We start from the raw sequence: 20,184 nt of genomic DNA on the forward strand, positions 1-20,184 counted from the left end.
CCATGGAACGCATCTACATCGGCATGGGCAGCAATCTGGCTGCCCCCGCCGAACAATTGCGCAGCGCCGTCGAGGCGCTGGCGCAGTTGCCGCAAACCGAACTGATCGGGGTTTCCGCGTTTTATCAGAGCGACTCGCTGCTGCCCGGCCAACCGCGTTACACCAACGCGGTTGCCGCCCTCGACAGCACACTCCCGCCACTTGAGCTGCTGGATGCGCTGCAAGCCATCGAGAACGGACAGGGCCGCGAGCGCCTTGAACGTTGGGGGCCGCGTACGCTGGATCTCGACATCGTACTGTTCGGTGATCGGCTGATCGATGAACCTCGCCTCAAGGTGCCTCACTACCATATGCAGGAACGAGCTTTCGTTCTCTATCCACTGGCCGAACTGGCGCCTGCGGATTTGCGTCTCGCTGATGGTCGAAGCCTGAAGGAATTACTCGCGAGCTGCCCGTTCGTCGGGCTGGAACGCCTTTCCCAAAATTGACAAAAATCTCCTGTGGGAGCGAGCCTGCTCGGGAAAGCGACCTCATATTCACCATTTCCGTTGAATGTCAGATCGCTTTCGCGAGCAGGCTCGCTCCCACAATGGTTTGTGTCGCCTCAAAGATCCGCAGCAGCAAAAAGTTGCTGAATCGCATCAGTTACCCCGGTAACACCCCTGGCGTAACAATGCGGTAACACACGCAATTGACTTCCCGAGTTCTCCTCACGACTATAGGCGTCCCGCTGCCGCCAACACGGCGTTGAAGGGCGCAATCCAGGCCTTAAAAGCACGACAACAGACCGTGCGCCTGTATTTAACGAAGAATCACGCGCGTTACTCGCAGTAGTTTCCACAGCGCCTGAATGAGGAACTTTTCATGCCAGCCATCACACTGACCACTCTGCAAGGTCTCAAGCAAAAAGGTGAAAAAATCACCATGCTGACCTGCTATGACGCGACCTTCGCCCACGCCTGCAATGAGGCTGGTGTCGAAGTACTGCTGGTGGGCGACTCCCTTGGCATGGTTTTGCAAGGTCACGACAGCACCCTGCCGGTCACCACCGCTGAAATGGCTTACCACGTGGCGTCCGTCAAACGCGGTAACACCGATGCGTTGATCCTCGCCGACCTGCCCTTCATGGCCTACGCCACCACCGAACAAGCCATGACCAACAGTGCCCTGTTGATGCAGGCGGGTGCGCACATGGTCAAGGTTGAAGGTGCGCTGTGGCTGGCGGAATCGATCCGTCTGCTGGCCGAACGCGGTATCCCGGTGTGCGCCCACATGGGGCTGACACCGCAATCGGTGAATATCCTCGGCGGTTACAAAGTCCAGGGCCGTAGCGAGAACCAGGCACGCCAGATGCGCGCCGATGCCATCGCGCTGGAGCAGGCGGGTGCATCCATGTTGCTGCTCGAGTGCGTACCGAGCGAACTGGCTCAGGAAATTACCCAGGCAGTGGGTATTCCGGTGATCGGCATCGGCGCCGGCAGTGGCACTGACGGCCAGGTACTGGTTCTGCACGACATGCTCGGCCTGTCGATCACTGGCCGTGTGCCGAAGTTCGTGAAGAACTTCATGGCCGGGCAACAAAACATTCAAGCGGCGCTTGGTGCGTACGTCACTGAAGTCAAAGCGGCGACTTTCCCTGGTATCGAACACGGATTCTCTGCATGAACACCGTAAAAACCGTACGCGAATTGCGGGCCGCCGTGGCCCGTGCCCGTGGCGAAGGCAAGCGAATCGGCTTCGTGCCGACCATGGGCAACCTGCACAGCGGTCATGTTGCACTGGTGACCAAAGCCACCCAACGGGTGGATTTCGTGGTCGCGAGCATTTTCGTCAATCCGTTGCAGTTCGGCGCCGGCGAAGACCTCGACAAGTATCCGCGCACCCTCGCAGCCGATCAGGAGAAACTGCTCCAGGCCGGTTGCCACTTGCTGTTCGCGCCAACCGTTGAAGAAATGTATCCCGACGGCATGGTCGGCCAGACCCGCGTCAGCGTTCCGCAACTCTCCGAAGGCCTCTGCGGCGCCAGCCGTCCCGGGCATTTCGAAGGTGTGGCGACGGTGGTCACCAAGCTGTTCAACATGGTCCAGCCGGACCTGGCGATCTTCGGCCAGAAAGACTTTCAGCAACTGGCGGTGATCCGCGCCCTGGTGCATGACCTGAACATGCCGATCCAGATTATCGGCGAACCGACGGTACGTGCAGCCGATGGCCTGGCGCTGTCGTCGCGCAATGGTTTCCTCAGCGAAGAACAGCGGGCCATTGCGCCGGTTGTGTATCGCGGTTTGAGCCAGATTGCCGACGCGATCAAACAGGGCGAACGGGATTTCCCGGCCGTAATCAGCGCGCAGATCAAGCAGCTTGAAACGGCTGGTTTGCGTCCTGATTATCTGGAAATTCGCCATGCGCTGACCTTGCGCCCGGCAACTGCGCAAGATCGGGATCTGGTGATTCTGGTGGCGGCGTTCCTGGGTACAACGCGGTTGATCGATAACCTGCATCTGAACCTCGACGCTGCGGTTTAAACGGCAAGATCAAAGAATAAACAACAAGATCAAAAACTGAACGGCTAGATCAAAAGATCGCAGCCTACGGCAGCTTCTACGCGCCTGTGGGCGCTGCCCGCCGTTCGATTCCGACCTGGGGAAACAACTCATGCACGCCATCATGCTCAAAGCCAAGCTGCATCGCGCCGAAGTCACCCACGCTGTACTCGATTACGAAGGTTCTTGCGCCATCGACGGCGAATGGCTGGACCTGTCCGGCATTCGTGAGTACGAACAGATCCAGATCTACAACGTCGACAATGGTGAACGCTTCACCACCTACGCGATTCGTGGCGAGGAAGGCTCGCGCATGATCTCGGTCAACGGTGCCGCAGCGCACAAGGCCAAGGTGGGTGACCGCGTGATCATCTGCGCATACGCCCACTACAGCGAAGCCGAGCTGCTCAACTTCAAGCCACGCATGCTCTACATGGCGCCGGGTAATGAACTGAGCCATACCAGCAATGCCATTCCGGTTCAGGTCGCCTGATCCAGTCTTAGCCCTCCCCTTCCGTTTGTCGGACCGTTCCCTGCTCGATGTATAAAAAAGTACCGGGAACGGGTCAGACAAAGTCAAGACAGATCGCAGCGCGAGGTTTACTGTATTCGCCCTGTGTCATGAAATCGTGTCGACGCAGTTCACCGGACGCCCATCCACAGCGCTCCGGTATTTTTAGTGTTCAAAAGGCCGTTCAAGTAAAAAGGAAACCCGCAGCGATGGCGTATTACCGCACCCCTCAAGACGTTACCGCTCTGCCCGCCTGGCAAGCGTTGAATGACCACCGCCAAGCCATGCAGGATTTCAGCATGCGCGAAGCCTTTAATGCCGATCCGCAGCGCTTTACCCAATTCACCCTCAGCAGCTGCGGCCTGTTTCTCGACTACTCGAAGAACCTGATCAACGCCCAGACCCGCAATCTGCTGGTGGGCCTGGCCAACGAAGTCGACCTCCAGGGCGCGATCAAAGCGCTGTTCGAAGGCGAAATCGTCAACTCCTCCGAAGGTCGTCCGGCCTTGCACACCGCCCTGCGCCGTCCGGTCGGCGACAAGCTGTCGGTCAACGGCGTCAACGTGATGCCGGAAGTGCACAAGGTCCTGAACCAGATCACCGACCTCGTGGGCCGTATCCACGACGGTTTGTGGCGCGGCTACTCCGAGAAGCCGATCACTGACGTGGTGAACATCGGCATCGGTGGCTCGTTCCTCGGCCCGGAGCTGGTCTCCGAAGCGCTGCTGTCCTACGCCCAGAAAGGCGTGCGCTGCCATTACCTGGCGAACATCGACGGCAGTGAGTTCCACGAACTGACCATGAAACTGCGCGCCGAAACCACGCTGTTCATCGTTTCGTCGAAATCCTTCAACACCCTCGAAACCCTGAAGAATGCCCAGGCCGCACGTGCCTGGTACCTGGCTCAGGGTGGTTCGGAAGCCGAGCTGTACCGTCACTTCATCGCCGTCTCCAGCAACAATGCAGCGGCGGTGGCATTCGGGATCCGCGAAGAAAACATCTTCCCTATGTGGGACTGGGTTGGCGGCCGTTACTCGCTGTGGTCGGCCATCGGTTTGCCGATTGCCCTGGCCATCGGCATGTCGAACTTCAAGGAACTGCTGTCCGGTGCCTACACCATGGACCAGCATTTCCAGAGCGCGCCCTTCGACCAGAACATGCCGGTGTTGCTGGCGTTGCTCGGCGTCTGGTACGGCAACTTCTGGGGTGCACAGAGCCACGCGATCCTGCCGTACGACCACTACCTGCGCAACATCACCAAGCACTTGCAACAGTTGGACATGGAATCCAACGGCAAGAGCGTGCGTCAGGACGGCACTCCAGTGTCCACCGACACAGGCCCGGTGATCTGGGGCGGCGTCGGCTGCAACGGTCAGCATGCGTATCACCAGTTGCTGCACCAGGGCACCCAACTGATCCCGGCCGACTTCATCGTGCCGATCGTCAGCTTCAACCCGGTGTCCGACCACCACCAGTGGCTGTATGCCAACTGCCTGTCGCAAAGCCAGGCGCTGATGCTGGGCAAGACCCTTGCCGAAGCCGAAGCCGAGTTGCGCGACAAGGGCATGAGCGAAGAAGAGGTGCACAAAATCGCACCGCAAAAGGTGATCCCGGGCAACCGTCCAAGCAACACCTTGGTGGTTGAGCGCATCAGCCCGCGCCGTCTCGGCGCATTGGTGGCGATGTACGAGCACAAAGTCTTTGTGCAAAGCGTGATCTGGGGCATCAACGCCTTCGACCAATGGGGCGTGGAGCTGGGTAAAGAGCTCGGTAAAGGCGTCTACAACCGCCTGGTCGGCAGCGAAGAAACCCCGGCTGACGATGCTTCGACCCAAGGCCTGATCAACTACTTCCGCGGTCGTCACCGCGGGTGATAGGCTGAAGGGGCGGCTTACCCGCCCCTTCTACTTGCAGCATCGACAGTTCCACGGCACCGGGTTTACCGCAAAATCGGTGGCGTGCGCTATCACTGTAGGAGCTGCCGAAGGTTGCGATCTTTTGATTTTGATTGTTAAAAACAAGATCAAAAGATCGCAGCCTTCGGCAGCTCCTACGAGGGTCGCGCAGCTCCCCTCTTGTCGCAAAACAAGAATAAGGAACCGTCATGTTCGATATCAGCACGTTCCCCCAAGCCGATGCCGTCCGCCGGGCTGCACAGTTAAGTCAGGACGACTACACGCGCCTGTACCGCCAATCCATCGACCACCCCAGCACCTTCTGGGCTGAACAGGCCACACGCTTTCTCGACTGGAGTACGCCGTGGGATACCGTCCAGCGCTATAACCTGAAAACCGGTGAGGCGAGCTGGTTCGCCGGCGGAAAGTTAAATGTCAGTTACAACTGCATCGACCGCCACCTGGAAAAGCGCGGCGATCAAATCGCGATCATCTGGGAAGGCGACGACCCTGCCGAATCCGCGCAGATCACCTACAAAAAACTTCATCACAACGTCTGTCGCCTGGCCAACGTGCTCAAAAGCCGTGGCGTGAAGAAAGGCGACCGCGTGTGCATCTACATGCCGATGATCCCCGAAGCCGCCTACGCCATGCTCGCCTGCACGCGCATTGGTGCGGTGCATTCGGTGGTGTTCGGTGGTTTCTCTCCGGACTCTGTGCGTGACCGGATTCTCGATGCCGACTGCCGCACCGTGATCACCGCCGATGAAGGCGTGCGCGGCGGTAAAGTCGTGCCGCTCAAGCAGAAGGTCGACAAGGCGCTGCAAAGTTGCCCGAACGTGAGCACCGTCATCGTGGTCGAGCGCACTCAGGGCGAAGTGGACTGGGTTGACGGTCGGGACATCTGGTATCACCAGGCGCTGCGCGACGTCAGTGACGATTGTCCGCCTGAACCGATGGACGCCGAAGACCCGCTGTTTATCCTCTACACCTCCGGCAGCACCGGCAAACCCAAAGGCGTGCTGCACACCACCGGCGGCTACCTGCTGCAAGCGGCGATGACCTTCAAGTACGTGCTCGACTACCGTGACGACGAAGTCTTCTGGTGCACCGCCGATGTCGGCTGGGTCACCGGCCACAGCTACATCGTCTACGGTCCGCTGGCCAACGGCGCGACCACGCTGATCTTCGAAGGCGTGCCGAGCTACCCGAGCAGCTCGCGCTTCTGGCAGGTGATCGACAAGCACCATGTGAACATTTTCTATACCGCCCCGACCGCCCTGCGCTCCCTGATGCGTGAAGGCCCCGAACCGTTGAAGGAAACTTCCCGCGCGAGCCTCAGATTACTCGGCAGTGTCGGTGAGCCCATCAACCCGGAAGCGTGGGAGTGGTACTTCAATGCTGTCGGCGAACAGCGTTGTCCGATCGTCGATACCTGGTGGCAGACCGAAACTGGCGGCATCATGCTCAGCCCTCTGGTCAGCGCTCAAAGGATCAAACCCGGTTGCGCCACGCAACCGATGTTCGGCGTGCAACCGGTGTTGCTCGATGAAGCAGGCAAGGAAATCAAAGGCGCCGGCAGCGGTGTGCTGGCGATCAAATCCAGCTGGCCGGCGCAGATCCGCAGTGTCTATGGCGACCCGCAACGAATGGTCGACACCTACTTCAAGCCCTACCCCGGTTACTACTTCACCGGCGACGGCGCCCGGCGCGATGAGGATGGCGATTATTGGATCACCGGGCGCATCGACGACGTGATCAACGTTTCCGGGCACCGCATCGGCACCGCGGAAGTGGAAAGCGCGCTCGTGCTGCACGACAGCATCGCCGAAGCGGCGGTGGTCGGTTACCCGCACGACGTCAAGGGTCAGGGCATCTACGCCTTCGTCACCCCCATGAAAGGCACCGAGCCCAGTGACGAACTGAAGAAAGCATTGCTCGCCCACGTCAGCGAGGAAATCGGCAGCTTCGCCAAACCGGACCTGATCCAGTGGGCGCCGGCCTTGCCGAAAACCCGTTCGGGCAAGATCATGCGGCGCATTCTGCGCAAGATCGCCTGCAACGAACTGGACAGCCTGGGTGACACCTCGACGCTGGCTGATCCAAGCGTGGTCCAGGGCTTGATCGACAAACGTCTGAACCAATAACCCCGGCGCGGCCACCACTGGCCGCGCATTTTTTTCCCCCACTGAGTTGCCATGGAATTCATCCGTACCCGCATCGAAACCCAACTCATGAGCCTGACCGGTCTGTCCCTCGGCAAGCTCGACCTGGAAAACCCCAAAGGCGATCCCGGCCTGTTCGGTCCCGATTCGGTGAGCTGGCAAGTCCACGGCGACTTCAGCAGCATGCTGATTGGCGGCATCAGTGCGCTGATGCTGCAAGCCTTGCATCCGCTGGCCTTGGCCGGAGTCTGGGATCACTCGAATTTTCGCGAAGACATGATCGGCCGATTGCGCCGCACCAGTCAGTTCATCTCCGGGACTACGTTCGGTTCGCGCAAAGACGCCGACTGGCTGATCGAGAAAGTCCGCACCATTCACCTGCAAGTGGTCGGTACCGCGCCGGATGGCCGGCCTTACGCCGCCAGCGATCCCGACTTGCTGACGTGGGTGCACGTGGCCGAGGTCAGCAACTTCCTCGCCGCGCATTTGCGCTATCGCAATCCACACTTGTCCATGGCTGATCAGGACCGTTACTACGGCGAAATCGCGCTGGTTGCTGAGCGGTTGGGCGCCCGTGATGTGCCGCGAAGCCGCAAGGAAATTGCTGATTACCTTGAACGAATCCGCCCGCAACTGCTGTGCGACCAACGCAGTCGCGAGGTGTTGCGACTGCTGTTGAACGCGCCCGCCCCCAGCCGTCTGGCCAAACCGTTTGGCGGCTTGATGATGCAGGCCGGGATCGATCTGCTGCCGGACTGGGCCAGTGACATGCTCAGCGTCAATCAGACCTCGCTGCAACGCAAGTTGATCCGCGCCAGCGTCATGCGTAGTGCGCCGATGATGCGCTGGGCGATGCGTAATGGCTCGGTGCAGCGCGCCAAGCGGCGGATGGGGTTGCTCAGCTAAGCGCTTAAAAGCTTCGCGAGCAGGCTCACTCCCACATTGGATGCGTGTTGTTCATCAAATCATTGTGGGAGCGAGCCTGCTCGCGAAGGCATCACCGCGGTCCCGCGCCAAGCTGTTAAACTCCCGCGCCAAATTCCCTCCTGCAAGGCGCCCAGCATGTCTTCCTTGAATCAGGCGCTGCGCGCCGCCCTCGATAGTCGTCAGGACCTGCTGGCCGAACTGCATCAGCAAGGCACCGATTGCTATCGACTGTTCCACGGCAGCCAGGAAGGCGCCGGCGGCCTGACGATCGACCGCTACGGCCCGCAATTGCTGGTGCAAAGCTTTCACCAGTCGCTGGAGCGAGATGCGCTGCTGCAAATGCACGACACCATCAATCAGCACCTGGGCCTCGAAACGCTGCTGGTGTACAACGATCGCTCCCGTGGCAACTCGCGCATCGACCGTGAAGACATCGTCTACCGCGCCGACGAAGCCGCCCTGCAAGACCTGATCGGCCACGAATGGGGCCTGAATTACCGGGTCCGCGGCCGCCACGCCGGCCAGGATCCGCTGCTGTTCCTCGACCTGCGCACCACGCGCGGCTGGGTCAAGCAGCACAGCAAAAACAAAAGTGTGCTGAACCTGTTCGCCTACACCTGTGGCGTCGGCCTGAGTGCTGCGGCCGGTGGCGCTAGCGAAGTCTGCAACCTCGACTTCGCTGAGGGCAACCTGGCCGTCGGCCGTGAGAACGGCCTGCTCAATCCGCAATTGCCGACCATGGACTTCATCCAGTCCGATTATTTCCCGGCCATCCGCCAACTGGCGGGCTTGCCGATCAGCCAGCGCCGCGGGCAAAAACTGCCGAGCTATCAGCGTCTGGAACAGCGTCAGTACGATCTGGTGCTGCTGGACCCGCCGGCCTGGGCCAAGAGCGCTTTTGGCACCGTCGACTTGCTGCGCGACTATCAGAGCCTGCTCAAACCCGCGCTGCTGGCCACCGCCGACAATGGCGTGCTGATCTGCTGCAATAACCTGGCAAAAGTCAGCATGGACGACTGGCGCGAGCAAGTTTTGCGTTGTGCAGAGAAAGCCGGCCGGCCAGTGCGCGAGTGGACAGCGATGAAACCGGGCGGCGATTTTCCGTCAATGGATGAGCAGCCGCCGCTGAAAACCCTGATTCTGCAGCTCTGAGATTCGTCCGGAAAATCAGATAAATCCTATAAAGCATGATCACTTCGGAACCGGAATCGCGTGCCATACTCCAACGCACTCCGATTCAGACAGATGAAGCCGCACATGCCCAAAGGATTGATTCGCGCTATTGGCGCTCTGTTGACCGCTCTAGCCCTCTACAGCCTGCTGGGGTTTCTGATTTTGCCGGGTATCGCGTTACGGGTGGCCAATCAACAATTGGCCAGTTACGCGACGACGCCCGCGACGATTTCGCGGATCGAACTCAACCCGTTCAGCCTTGAAGTGACCCTGTGGGGCTTGATCATCGGCGATCCGGGCAAGGAGCAGGTCGGCTTCGAGCGGCTGTATGCCAATCTCCAGATCGACAGCCTCTGGACCAAGGCGCTGCACCTGTCCGATATCGACATAGACAAACCCAAGACCGAAATCCTCTTCGGCAAGGACGGTAAGCTCAATCTGCTTGGCCTGTTCAAAATCCCCGCCAGTGAGCCGACCCCGGCCGACCCGAACGCCAAACCGTTCCCGTTGCGCATCGAGCGGATCAAACTGGCCGACGGCTATGTGCACTTCCAGGATGCACGGCCCAGCGAGCCGATCGAATTCCTCTACGACAAACTCGACTTCGAGCTGAAAAACCTCAGTACCCTGCCAGAAGATAACGCCGACATGACCCTGGTGGCCGCCGGCCCTGCCGGTGGACAGATCGACTGGACCGGTAATTTCAGCCTGATCCCGATCGCCTCCGAAGGTAAGTTGAAAGTCACCGATGCCAACATGAAAGTCTGGTGGCCTTACGTGCGCGATTCGGTGCCGTTGGATCTGGAAAACGGCACCCTGAACCTGAGCACCGATTACAAGCTGAACCTGTCCAAAGAAACCGAACTGCTGCTGAGCAACGTCGCCGTCAGCGTCGCGCCTTTCAACATCAAGGCACCGGACGGTCGGCCGCTGGCGAAGCTTGGGCGGCTGGACATCAGCGAAACCACCGTAGACCTGGCCAAGCAGCAAGTGGTCGTCGGCAAGATCCGCAGCCAGAAACTGGAAACCTGGGCCACCCTTGAAGCCGACGGCCAACTCGATTGGCAGAAACTGTTCGCCAGCCAACCGTCCAAACCGGCCGTCAAAGCCAACGCCGAACCGGCCAGCACCCCGGCAGCCGCCGATTCACCGAAACCCGACCCGGCGCCACCGAGCAAGCCATGGCAGGTGCTGCTCAAAGACGTGCAACTGCGCGATTACCAGGTGCATCTGGCTGACCGCAAGGCGCAACCCGCCGTCGCGTTGGATGTCGGCCCGCTGAACCTGGACCTGCAGAATTTCGACAGCCTCAATGGCTCGCCTTTTAACCTCAAGCTCGATACGGGCGTGGGCAAGCAAGGCAAGATCACGGCAGACGGTGTCGTCAATCTCGCCCCGGTCAGCGCTCAGTTAAAAGTGCAAACCAAGGACATCGACCTGCGCGTCGCCCAGTCCTATATCAACCCGTTCATCCGCCTGGAACTGCGCAGCGGCATGCTCGGCAGTGATCTGGCGGTCGATCTGAAAAGCACCGAGCCGCTGGCGTTCAGCGTCACAGGCAAAGCCCAGGTCGATCAACTGCATACCCTCGACACCCTCAAAACCCGCGACTTCCTCAAGTGGCAGCAGTTGGTGCTCGAAGGCCTGAATTATCAGCACGGCGATAGTCTGTCGATCGACAAGGTCAACCTGTTCCAGCCTTATGCGCGCTTCATGATCAACGATGACCGCACCACCAACATCGATGACCTGCTGATCCCGCAACCGGCCGACTCAGGCGCCAAAACGGCTGCAGCCAAACCTGCCAGCAAGGAAAAACCGCTGGGCATCCACATTGGCGGCATTGCCATCAATGACGGCTCGGCCAACTTCGCCGACTTCAGCCTGACCCCGAACTTCGCCACTGCTGTTCAACAGCTCAACGGACAGATCGGCACCATCGACAGCCGTCAGGCGAAACCTGCGACCGTGGACATCAAAGGCAAGGTCGACCGCTATGCGCCGGTGACCATCAAGGGCTCGGTCAATCCGTTCGACCCGATGGCCAGCCTCGACATCACCACCAGCTTCAAACGGGTGGAACTGACCACGCTGACGCCCTACTCCGGCAAGTTCGCCGGCTACCGCATCCGCAAGGGCCGGCTCAATCTCGACCTGCATTACCTGATCACCAAGGGCCAGCTCAAGGCCGAAAACAAAGTGGTGGTCGAGCAGTTGCAACTGGGAGAGAAAGTCGACAGTCCGGACGCCGTGAGCCTGCCGCTGAAACTGGCGATCGCGTTGCTCAAGGACGTCGATGGCAAGATTTCCATCGAGCTGCCGGTGACCGGCGACCTGAACAACCCGCAGTTCAGCATCATGCCGATTGTCTGGCAGACCTTGCGCAACCTGATCGTCAAAGCCGCCGCGGCACCATTCAAAATGATTGGCGGGCTGGTCAGTGGTGGTGGTTCGGAAGATTTGGGCACTGTGTCGTTTGCCCCGGGTTCAAGCAACCTGAGCAAGGAGGCCGAGGGTGCGCTGGTCAAACTGTCCCAGGCCCTCAAGGAACGTCCGGCCTTGCGCCTGGAAATCGAAGGCACGGCTGCTGCAAGCAGCGATGGCCCGCTGATCGCCGAGCAACGTCTGGAGCGGGAATACCAGTACAACTACTACAAAATGCTCCAGCGTCGCGGTGACAAGGTGCCGGCTCAGGCTTCATTGCTGGAAGTACCGGATAACGAGAAAGGTCCGCTGCTGGAAGGGATCTACCGCACGCGCCTGAAGACTCAGCCGCCCGCCGAATGGAAGGATCTGGGCAAGGAAGAACGCACGGTAAAAATGCGCGAAGGCGTGATCAAGTTCTGGAGTTCCAGCGATGTGCTGTTGCGTCAGTTGGGTCAGGAACGCGCCAGCAGCATCAAGGACTATCTGGTCGACAAGGGTCAGTTGGCCGATGACCGCGTGTACTTCATCGACGCTAACCTCGGCGAGGCGGAAAGTGACGGTGGGGTCGTTACGCCGCTGCATCTGGACGCCGAGTGATGGGCGCAAAATGGCTGATGAGCCTGGCTCTGGCGATGGCCACCAGTCAGGCCTCGGCAGCCGACACCCTGCGCTGCGGCAGTCAATTGGTCAGTGTCGGGGACAGGTCCAGCGAAGTGCTGCAGAAATGCGGTGAACCGGTCAGCCGTGATCTGTTGGGCTACAAGCGCAGCGCCAACCGGCGGGAAGAGTTTCAAGTCGAGGAATGGACCTACGGACCCAACGGCGGGATGTATCAGTACCTGCGTTTTGAAGGCAATCGTTTGAAGCAGATCACCAGCAAGCGCGGTAACTGAAGATCAAAAGATCGCAGCCTCCGGCAGCTCCTACAGGTGCACACACTCCACTGTAGGAGCTGCCGGAGGCTGCGATCTTTTGCGTTTGCCAAATAGAACAGGCCCCGACACGAATGCCGGGGCCTGTAATGGCCACATCCTTATGGCCTTCGCATGAACTCTCCAGAGGCGGCAGACGTATTGCTCGGCCCGCCTGTCGCGCCTTCTCCCAGTCCAGGCGAGAAGTCTTGCCTTACTCGGCTTTCAGGCCATCAGCGGAGACCGCTTTGACGCCTTTGATTTTCTTGGTGATGGCCACAGCAGTGGTTTTCTGAGCGTCAGTCACCGCAACGGTGGACGACAGAGACACAACGCCTTTGTTGGTTTCGACTTTGATATCGGTACCAGGAATCCCTTTTTCAGTCACCAGGTCACTTTTGACTTTGGTGGTGATCCAAGTATCGGAAACATCCTCTTTCGCTTCAGTGACCTCACCAGCAGCCAGCATCATAGGTGCTTGAGTGGCTTGGGTTTGAGCAAATGCAGCGTTGGCCATGGTCAGGGTCAGCGCGGTAGCAGTAGCGGCAGCGATAGCGAACTTCTTCATACGAGTAACTCCTGTTTTTCATAAAGTCTGCTGCGTGTCTTGTCAGCAGGGTTACTGGAGATATTGCGAACGCTGTGCCAAGTTTGAGACAGCCAACAAACACATATAAATCAATAACTTACAAAAACACCTGATTTTCGGAATCATGCAAAATGCATGACTTCCAAATTATCGACATGCAAGTTGCGGGTTTTACCGCAGGCCTAAGGCCATGAATTGTTGGAAGTTTTCTCATTACTCCAATTTGCCCCGAACGGCGAACAAAAAAATGCCCCGTCAACAGACGAGGCAACAGATCAAGCAGCCAGATTACACGCCGCTGCCGGGACAGCCTTTTGGTGCGAAGTCAGCGTTGACATTACTGGCACACGTCCAGGCACCCGCCGTGTTCCCTGATGAGCGAGTCAGTGTGATGGTCTTGCCCAACACCGGTCCTGGAGCATTAACCAGCGTACAAGTGATCGTCCCTGCACCTGTCGAAGCTGTGCCTGAAGCCGCCAACGTGCAATTAGAGGTCGTCGCCGCCGCGTTACCTGCAACCAATAACAATGTAGGGTCGGTGCCTTGGTTGATGGTGTCTTCGAAAGGCACTTTCAACGCGCTGATTTCAGCCAGCCCCGCCGTTACTTTGGCCCGCGCTTGGTACTTGGAATATTGCGGCAACGCAAACGTCGCCAGAATCCCGATGATCGCCACCACGATCAGCAGCTCGATCAGGGTAAAACCTTTTTGAGTCTTCATAGACAAGCTCCATGCATGAGTCGAAATCTCATGATCTGAAGTAGCCGCAGCACAGCCCATGCCAAGCGCCGAGCCCCCTGTTGGCAGGACGCAAAGTGAGTGCAACGCCCTTTCCCACCCCCAGATTCCGCACTATCTGACACTTTTTGTCACCTGAACGCCGCTGGTTTGGTTCCTCCGCTTGACTAGGCTATAAGTCATGAACTGTCTGCGTCCGGTATCCCAATGAATGACATCGCCCTTAGCGGTCTGGCCAAGCAATTGGTCCTGGCCGAGCTGCTCACTGACAAAAGCGCGCAACAGGCGTATCAGCAAGCCCAACGCAACAAAACCTCCCTGGTCAGTTATCTGGTGCAGAACAAACTGGTGAAGAGTCGCCAGGTCGCCGAGATCGCTTCGGAACACTTCGGCATGGCCTTGCTCGACCTCAACTGTCTGGATAAGGAAACCCAACCCAAGGGTCTGGTCAGCGAGAAGCTGATTCGCCAGAATCACGCGCTGCCCCTCTGGCGGCGCGGCAACAAGTTGTTTGTGGGCGTTTCCGACCCGAGCAATCAGCAAGCCATCAATGACATCCAGTTCAGCACCGGGCTGAATACCGAAGCCATCCTGGTTGAAGACGACAAGCTCACCGATGCCATCGAAAAATTCTTCGATACCCAAGGCACCGGCCTGGAAGACATGGCCGACGTTGACCTCGATGGCGTGGACATCGAGTCGATCGATGACAACAAACAAGACGCCATCGCCGGACAGGATGCCGATGACGCGCCCGTGGTGCGCTTCGTTCACAAGATGTTGCTGGACGCGATCAAAAGCGGCTCTTCCGACCTGCATTTCGAGCCCTATGAAAAAACCTACCGCGTGCGGGTGCGTACCGACGGTATCTTGCGTGAAGTCGCCAAACCACCGATTCAACTGGCCAATCGCATCGCCGCGCGGCTGAAAGTCATGGCCAGCCTCGACATCTCCGAACGGCGCCGGCCCCAGGACGGGCGGATCAAGATGCGCCTGTCCAAGAGCAAATCCATCGACTTTCGGGTCAATACCCTGCCGACCCTGTGGGGCGAGAAAGTGGTGATCCGGATCCTCGACCCGTCCAGCGCTCAAATGGGCATCGACGCCCTCGGCTATGAGCCCGACCAGAAAGAACTGTACATGGCCGCCCTCAAGCAGCCGCAGGGGATGATTCTGGTGACCGGGCCCACCGGCTCGGGCAAGACCGTATCGCTCTACACCGGGCTGAACATTCTCAACACCGTGGACATCAACATCTCCACCGCCGAAGACCCGGTGGAGATCAACATGGAAGGCATCAACCAGGTCAACGTCAATCCCAAACAGGGATTGGACTTCGCCCAGGCGCTGCGCTCATTTCTGCGACAGGACCCGGACGTGATCATGGTCGGAGAGATCCGCGACCTCGAAACCGCCGAAATCGCCATCAAAGCCGCCCAGACCGGTCACCTGGTGCTGTCGACCCTGCACACCAACAGCGCCGCCGAAACCCTGACTCGCCTGCACAACATGGGCATTCCGGGTTTCAACATTGCCACCTCGATCAGCCTGATCATTGCCCAGCGCCTGGCACGCAAGCTGTGCAGCCATTGCAAGAAACCCATCGAGATTCCCCGGGAAGCGCTGCTCAAGGAAGGCTTCCCCGAGGAACGCATCGGCTCGTTCACGATCTATGAACCGGTCGGTTGCGATTACTGCAACGGCGGTTACAAAGGGCGAGTCGGGATTTATGAAGTGGTGAAGAACACACAGGACCTGCAACGGCTGATCATGGCCGAAGGCAATTCACTGGAAATCGACAGTCAGATGCGTAAAGACGGCTTCAACGACCTGCGCACGTCAGGCCTGCTCAAGGCCATGCAAGGCATCACCAGCCTTGAAGAAATCAACCGGGTCACCAAGGACTGAATATGGCGGTCAAAGCAGCAAAAATCAGCGTCTTTGCCTGGGAAGGCACAGACCGCAAAGGCACCAAAATGACGGGCGAATTGAGCGGTCAGAACCCGGCGTTGATCAAGGCCCAGTTGCGCAAACAGGGCATCACCCCCGGCAAGGTACGCAAGAAGTCCGCCTCGATTTTCAACCTGGGCAAGCGCATCAAGGCCCAGGACATCGCTCTGTTCACCCGGCAGATGGCGACCATGATGAAGGCCGGTGTACCGCTGTTGCAGTCCTTCGACATCATCGGTGAAGGCTTCGATAACCCGGCCATGCGCACACTGGTCGACGAGGTGAAACAGGAAGTCGCGGCGGGTAACAGCTTCGCCGCGTCGTTGCGCAAAAAGCCTCAGTATTTCGATGAGCTCTACTGCAACCTGGTCGATGCCGGCGAGCAGGCCGGTGCCCTCGATACCCTGTTGGAGAGAGTGGCGACCTATAAGGAAAAGAGCGAAAGCCTCAAGGCCAAGATCAAGAAAGCCATGACCTATCCGCTGGCGGTGGTGTTCGTCGCGATCATTGTGACCGGGATTCTGCTGGTCAAAGTGGTGCCGCAGTTCGAATCGGTGTTCAAAGGGTTTGGTGCCGAATTGCCAGCCTTCACGGTGATGGTCATCGGCCTCTCGGAATTCATGCAGGACTGGTGGTGGGCGATGCTCGGCGTGCTGATCGCGGCCATCTTCGGCGTGCGCCACGCCTTTAAAACGTCGCAAGCCTTTCGGGACCGAATGGACACCTGGCTGCTGAAATTGCCGCTGATTGGCACGCTGATGTACAAGTCCGCCGTGGCCCGTTACGCCCGCACACTGTCGACTACCTTTGCGGCAGGTGTGCCACTGGTGGAAGCCCTGGATTCGGTGGCCGGCGCCACCGGCAACATCGTGTTCAAGCGCGCGGTGCTGCGCATCAAGCAGGACGTATCCACCGGTATGCAACTGAACTTCTCCATGCGCGCCTCCGGTATCTTTCCGAATATGGCGATCCAGATGACCGCGATTGGCGAAGAGTCCGGCGCACTGGACGACATGCTCGACAAGGTCGCGAGCTTCTATGAGGACGAAGTGGACAACATGGTCGATAACCTCACCAGCCTGATGGAGCCGTTCATCATGGTGGTGCTGGGTGTTATCGTCGGTGGCCTGGTGGTTGCGATGTACCTGCCCATCTTCCAACTCGGCACAGCGATCTGACATGCCCTTGAACGACATTCTGACCCTCCACCCGTTGACCTTCGTGATCGCAGCCATGTTGGTCGGCCTGCTGATTGGCAGCTTTCTCAACGTGGTGGTCTGGCGCCTGCCAAAAATGCTTGACCGCGAATGGCGTGAGGAGGCTCGTGAAGTGTTGGGCTTGCCAGGCGAAACGCCGCTGCCGACCTTCAACCTGATACTACCCCACTCCCAGTGCCCACATTGCGGCCATCGAATCCGCGCCTGGGAAAATATTCCGGTGCTCAGTTATCTGTTTTTACAGGGTCGATGCTCGAACTGCACGGCAGCCATCAGCAAACGCTACCCGCTGACCGAACTGGTCTGCGGTTTGCTCTCGGCGTTCATCGCCTGGCATTTCGGTTTCGGCTGGCAGGCCTGCATGGCGCTGCTCCTGAGTTGGGGGTTGCTGACGATGAGCCTGATCGACGCCGAGCACCAACTGCTGCCGGATGTGCTGGTGCTGCCGCTGATATGGCTGGGGCTGATCGTCAACAGCTTCGGGCTCTTCGTGTCCCTGCATGAAGCATTGTGGGGCGCGGTGGCCGGCTATATGGCGCTGTGGACAGTGTTCTGGCTGTTCAAGCTGATCACCGGTAAGGACGGCATGGGCCACGGTGATTTCAAGCTGTTAGCGATGTTTGGCGCCTGGGGTGGCTGGCAGATCTTGCCTCTGACCATCCTGTTATCGTCGATGGTGGGCGCCGTTGTCGGCGTGATTTTACTGCGCCTGCGCAACGCGAAACCGTCGACACCGATCCCCTTCGGACCCTTTCTGGCAATTGCCGGCTGGATTGCCTTGCTCTGGGGTGGTCAAATAACCGACTTCTATTGGCAGTTTGTCGGTTTGAAATGAATACCCCTGTGGAAAAACCCTGGATTCTCGGCCTGACCGGCGGCATCGGCAGCGGCAAAAGCGCGGCTGCCCAGCACTTCATCGATCTGGGCGTGCACGTAGTGGACGCCGATCACGCAGCGCGCTGGGTAGTAGAACCGGGTCGCCCGGCGCTGGCAAAGATTGCCGAACACTTCGGCCCCGACGTATTGCAAGCCGACGGACAGCTGGATCGCGCGGCGTTGCGCAAACTGATCTTCGAAGTGCCAGAGGAACGCCGCTGGCTCGAAGCGTTGCTGCATCCGCTGATCGCAAAGGAAATCGCCGATCATCTGGCCAAGGCACAATCGCCTTACGCGATTCTGGTTTCGCCGCTGCTGATCGAGTCCGGGCAGTACGCCATGACCCAACGTGTTCTGGTGATCGATGCCCCGGAACAATTACAGATCGAGCGCACCCTGCAGCGTGACCAGACCAGCGAGCAACAGGTCCAGGCGATCCTCAAGGCCCAGTCCAGCCGGCAGGACCGCGTGAGCCACGCCGACGATGTGGTGGTCAACGACCGCGACCTCGCCTGGCTGCACAGCGAGGTCGAACGCCTGCATCACTTTTACCTTACTTTGCCTGGAGGCCAGTCATGAGCCAAACCCCAACCGTCGAATGCCCAACCTGCGGCGCCCCTGTTGAATGGAGCCCCGAGAGCAAATTCCGGCCTTTCTGTTCGGACCGTTGCAAGCTGATTGACCTGGGCGCCTGGGCGTCGGAAGAACACAAGATTCCAGTCAGCCCGGATGCAGAAGACGAACTGTTCAGCGAAGACTTCGACCCGCGTCACTGATCTTCAAGGCCGCATAAAACCGTAGTCCTGGCTGTCATCGAGGTTTTCCGCAAGAAAACGCAACTCATCGGCCAGGTCTGCGGTGCTGCGCACCGCCTTGCTCTGTTGCACCACTGCGCTTAGCAAGGCGCGCAGGCTCAAACCCGGATCAAACCCCACTTCCTGCGCCCCATCCAGACTCTGGCGCAACTCCTGCCTTGCCCATTCGTAGACACTCATTTCGATGCTCCTGAAGGTTTTCCCGAGCATGGATTCGTCAGCGATTTTTGGATTTGATGTGGATCAAGATTTGGGATCGTCGTCTTTCCAGGGCGCCGAAAGGTAGCGCGTGCGATTGAACGTCTCCAGCCACTCAGGGCAAAACACCACCAGCGCGCTGACCACCATGCCGTTGATAAATGCTTCCGGGAAAATCAGTAACCACAGATAACCGACAAAATCTTCCAGCCAGTACGGCATGGCGAAACGTTCGTCGAACCACAGCAACCACAGCGCCAGCAGCAGGCACAGCAACGCCGACAGCGCCGCTGCAAAAAACCCGGACACGAAGATATACACAAAGGGATTACGCGGTTGCGCTCGCTCCACCAGGATCGCGCAGCACTCGGTGACCAGCACCGGCAGTAGAATCAGCAGCGCGCCGTTGACCCCCATCGCCGCAAGATCCTGCCGCCCGAGCAACACCAATCCCGCTTGCGCGACCAACCCGCCGACAATCGCCAGCGGCCAGTCGAGCAACAGGGTCACGGCGGTCATGCCGATAAAGTGGTAGGACACGCCGGTGTCGAAGTCTTGTCGCACCAGCCAGAGCATGAACAGCGCGAACACCGTGCCGAACAACAGATGCTGGCGGCGACTGTCGCTGAACAGTTCGACCCACGGTGCTCGCGCAACGGCCCAGATCAGCACCGGCACATAGATCAACCACCCCGCCGCGAGGGATTCGGGTGACAGTAATTCGGCACCGATCATGGTGAGGCGCACTCCTTTGTCTTGCCGAAAGAGGACAGGTTCTCAGTCTACACCGGGCTTTGGATGCGCTTCGACTTTGCTCCGGAGGGGCGTTTTACGATTGGGGGCATATCCGTTTCTGCGTAGCGGCTGCTGGCGGTTTCGCTTTTACAGCGAGTCACTTTCGAAAAGCGCGAAAGTAACCAAAGCGCTTCTGCCCCTCCATTCGGTGCCTCGCCTAGGCTCGGCATGCCCTCACTCCGGCATTGCTCCGGGGGCCCGCCGCCATCGGCCATCCATGGCCGGGGGCGGCTACCGCGGCATCCTTGCCGCGGTGCCCCCTGCGCAACGCCTGCGTTCGGCCTCTGGGAAAGGGGCAGGCAGATCAAGATCAAAAACCAGAGCAAAAGCCAAAGCCAAAGCCAAAGCAAGGTCAACAGAACTCAGCGCTCACCCGCTGATCGTTCCCACTCTCCGCGTCACCATGCGCAGGACTCAAGCCTCACGTAGACAGCGGAACGCGGAGCTTCCCCGGCGG

Annotated in this window: 19 protein-coding genes; 15 read left to right on the forward strand and 4 right to left on the reverse strand. The window is 59.0% G+C overall.

What is annotated here, in order from left to right; translation table 11 throughout:
• Positions 1-2: 2 nt before the first annotated feature.
• The 10 genes from folK to ACIQU2_RS23120 all read left to right on the forward strand — a co-directional run bounded on the left by folK (position 3) and on the right by ACIQU2_RS23120 (position 12,531).
• Positions 3-488, forward strand: a complete 486-nt coding sequence (gene folK / locus ACIQU2_RS23075) for a 2-amino-4-hydroxy-6-hydroxymethyldihydropteridine diphosphokinase (protein ID WP_403144162.1) — start codon at positions 3-5, stop codon at positions 486-488.
• A 376-nt stretch (positions 489-864) separates the two neighbouring features.
• Entirely contained in the window at positions 865-1,665 is an 801-nt protein-coding gene (panB, locus tag ACIQU2_RS23080) for a 3-methyl-2-oxobutanoate hydroxymethyltransferase (protein WP_347803812.1), read from the forward strand.
• Positions 1,662-2,522 (forward strand): pantoate--beta-alanine ligase, encoded by an 861-nt coding sequence (gene panC, locus ACIQU2_RS23085; RefSeq protein WP_403144163.1) that lies wholly within the window; start codon positions 1,662-1,664, stop codon positions 2,520-2,522. The genes panB and panC overlap by 4 nt, the downstream gene beginning before the upstream one ends.
• Positions 2,523-2,652: 130 nt before the next feature.
• A complete protein-coding gene (gene panD, locus ACIQU2_RS23090; protein ID WP_003228271.1) occupies positions 2,653-3,033 on the forward strand; it encodes an aspartate 1-decarboxylase in 381 nt (126 codons plus the stop codon).
• 227 nt (positions 3,034-3,260) lie between these two features.
• Positions 3,261-4,925 carry a glucose-6-phosphate isomerase gene (gene pgi, locus ACIQU2_RS23095; RefSeq protein ID WP_403144165.1) on the forward strand — a complete coding sequence of 555 codons (1,665 nt, stop codon included), beginning with the start codon at positions 3,261-3,263 and terminating at the stop codon, positions 4,923-4,925.
• A 230-nt stretch (positions 4,926-5,155) separates the two neighbouring features.
• Positions 5,156-7,093, forward strand: a complete 1,938-nt coding sequence (acs, locus tag ACIQU2_RS23100; protein WP_403144167.1) for an acetate--CoA ligase — start codon at positions 5,156-5,158, stop codon at positions 7,091-7,093.
• A gap of 51 nt (positions 7,094-7,144) precedes the next feature.
• Complete coding sequence (locus tag ACIQU2_RS23105; RefSeq protein ID WP_347803816.1) at positions 7,145-8,017, forward strand: oxygenase MpaB family protein; 873 nt, start codon at positions 7,145-7,147, stop codon at positions 8,015-8,017.
• A gap of 156 nt (positions 8,018-8,173) precedes the next feature.
• Positions 8,174-9,190, forward strand: coding sequence for a class I SAM-dependent rRNA methyltransferase (locus tag ACIQU2_RS23110; protein WP_403144169.1), 1,017 nt, complete (start codon positions 8,174-8,176; stop codon positions 9,188-9,190).
• 93 nt (positions 9,191-9,283) lie between these two features.
• Positions 9,284-12,235, forward strand: coding sequence for a DUF748 domain-containing protein (locus tag ACIQU2_RS23115; protein WP_403144171.1), 2,952 nt, complete (start codon positions 9,284-9,286; stop codon positions 12,233-12,235).
• Positions 12,235-12,531, forward strand: coding sequence for a DUF2845 domain-containing protein (locus tag ACIQU2_RS23120; protein WP_347803819.1), 297 nt, complete (start codon positions 12,235-12,237; stop codon positions 12,529-12,531). Before ACIQU2_RS23115 ends, ACIQU2_RS23120 begins: the two co-directional genes overlap by 1 nt.
• 232 nt (positions 12,532-12,763) lie before the next feature.
• Here ACIQU2_RS23120 and ACIQU2_RS23125 read toward each other — a convergent pair whose 3' ends face one another.
• Both ACIQU2_RS23125 and ACIQU2_RS23130 read right to left on the reverse strand, forming a co-directional pair.
• Positions 12,764-13,117 carry a BON domain-containing protein gene (locus ACIQU2_RS23125; RefSeq protein ID WP_274074573.1) on the reverse strand — a complete coding sequence of 118 codons (354 nt, stop codon included), beginning with the start codon at positions 13,115-13,117 and terminating at the stop codon, positions 12,764-12,766.
• A gap of 309 nt (positions 13,118-13,426) precedes the next feature.
• The gene (locus ACIQU2_RS23130) at positions 13,427-13,858 is read right to left on the reverse strand and encodes a pilin (RefSeq protein WP_403144173.1); all 432 of its coding nucleotides are present in this window, start codon (positions 13,856-13,858) and stop codon (positions 13,427-13,429) included.
• A gap of 225 nt (positions 13,859-14,083) precedes the next feature.
• Between ACIQU2_RS23130 and pilB the strand changes: the two genes are divergently transcribed.
• Genes pilB through yacG form a run of 5 tightly spaced genes read left to right on the forward strand, consistent with a single transcriptional unit; the run spans position 14,084 to position 18,695 of the window.
• Positions 14,084-15,784, forward strand: a complete 1,701-nt coding sequence (gene pilB / locus ACIQU2_RS23135; protein WP_347803820.1) for a type IV-A pilus assembly ATPase PilB — start codon at positions 14,084-14,086, stop codon at positions 15,782-15,784.
• Positions 15,785-15,786: 2 nt separating this feature from the next.
• Positions 15,787-17,004: a type II secretion system F family protein gene (locus tag ACIQU2_RS23140; protein ID WP_347803821.1), complete on the forward strand. Its 1,218-nt coding sequence runs from the start codon at positions 15,787-15,789 to the stop codon at positions 17,002-17,004.
• 1 nt (position 17,005) lies between these two features.
• Positions 17,006-17,878 (forward strand): A24 family peptidase, encoded by an 873-nt coding sequence (locus ACIQU2_RS23145; RefSeq protein WP_347803822.1) that lies wholly within the window; start codon positions 17,006-17,008, stop codon positions 17,876-17,878.
• Positions 17,875-18,498 carry a dephospho-CoA kinase gene (gene coaE, locus ACIQU2_RS23150; RefSeq protein ID WP_347803823.1) on the forward strand — a complete coding sequence of 208 codons (624 nt, stop codon included), beginning with the start codon at positions 17,875-17,877 and terminating at the stop codon, positions 18,496-18,498. The genes ACIQU2_RS23145 and coaE overlap by 4 nt, the downstream gene beginning before the upstream one ends.
• Positions 18,495-18,695 (forward strand): DNA gyrase inhibitor YacG, encoded by a 201-nt coding sequence (gene yacG, locus ACIQU2_RS23155; protein ID WP_223485972.1) that lies wholly within the window; start codon positions 18,495-18,497, stop codon positions 18,693-18,695. Before coaE ends, yacG begins: the two co-directional genes overlap by 4 nt.
• 3 nt (positions 18,696-18,698) lie before the next feature.
• Here the strand turns inward: yacG and ACIQU2_RS23160 are convergent, their stop codons facing one another.
• Together ACIQU2_RS23160 and ACIQU2_RS23165 are read right to left on the reverse strand one after the other, a co-directional pair.
• On the reverse strand, positions 18,699-18,914 hold the full coding sequence (locus ACIQU2_RS23160; protein WP_347803824.1) for a hypothetical protein: 216 nt from the start codon (positions 18,912-18,914) through the stop codon (positions 18,699-18,701).
• Positions 18,915-18,977: 63 nt separating this feature from the next.
• Positions 18,978-19,667 carry an energy-coupling factor ABC transporter permease gene (locus ACIQU2_RS23165; protein ID WP_347803825.1) on the reverse strand — a complete coding sequence of 230 codons (690 nt, stop codon included), beginning with the start codon at positions 19,665-19,667 and terminating at the stop codon, positions 18,978-18,980.
• Positions 19,668-20,184 lie beyond the last annotated feature (517 nt).

Origin of the sequence: Pseudomonas sp. NPDC098740 (genome assembly GCF_044760065.1) — a bacterium.
Classification (GTDB): domain Bacteria; phylum Pseudomonadota; class Gammaproteobacteria; order Pseudomonadales; family Pseudomonadaceae; genus Aquipseudomonas; species Aquipseudomonas rossensis.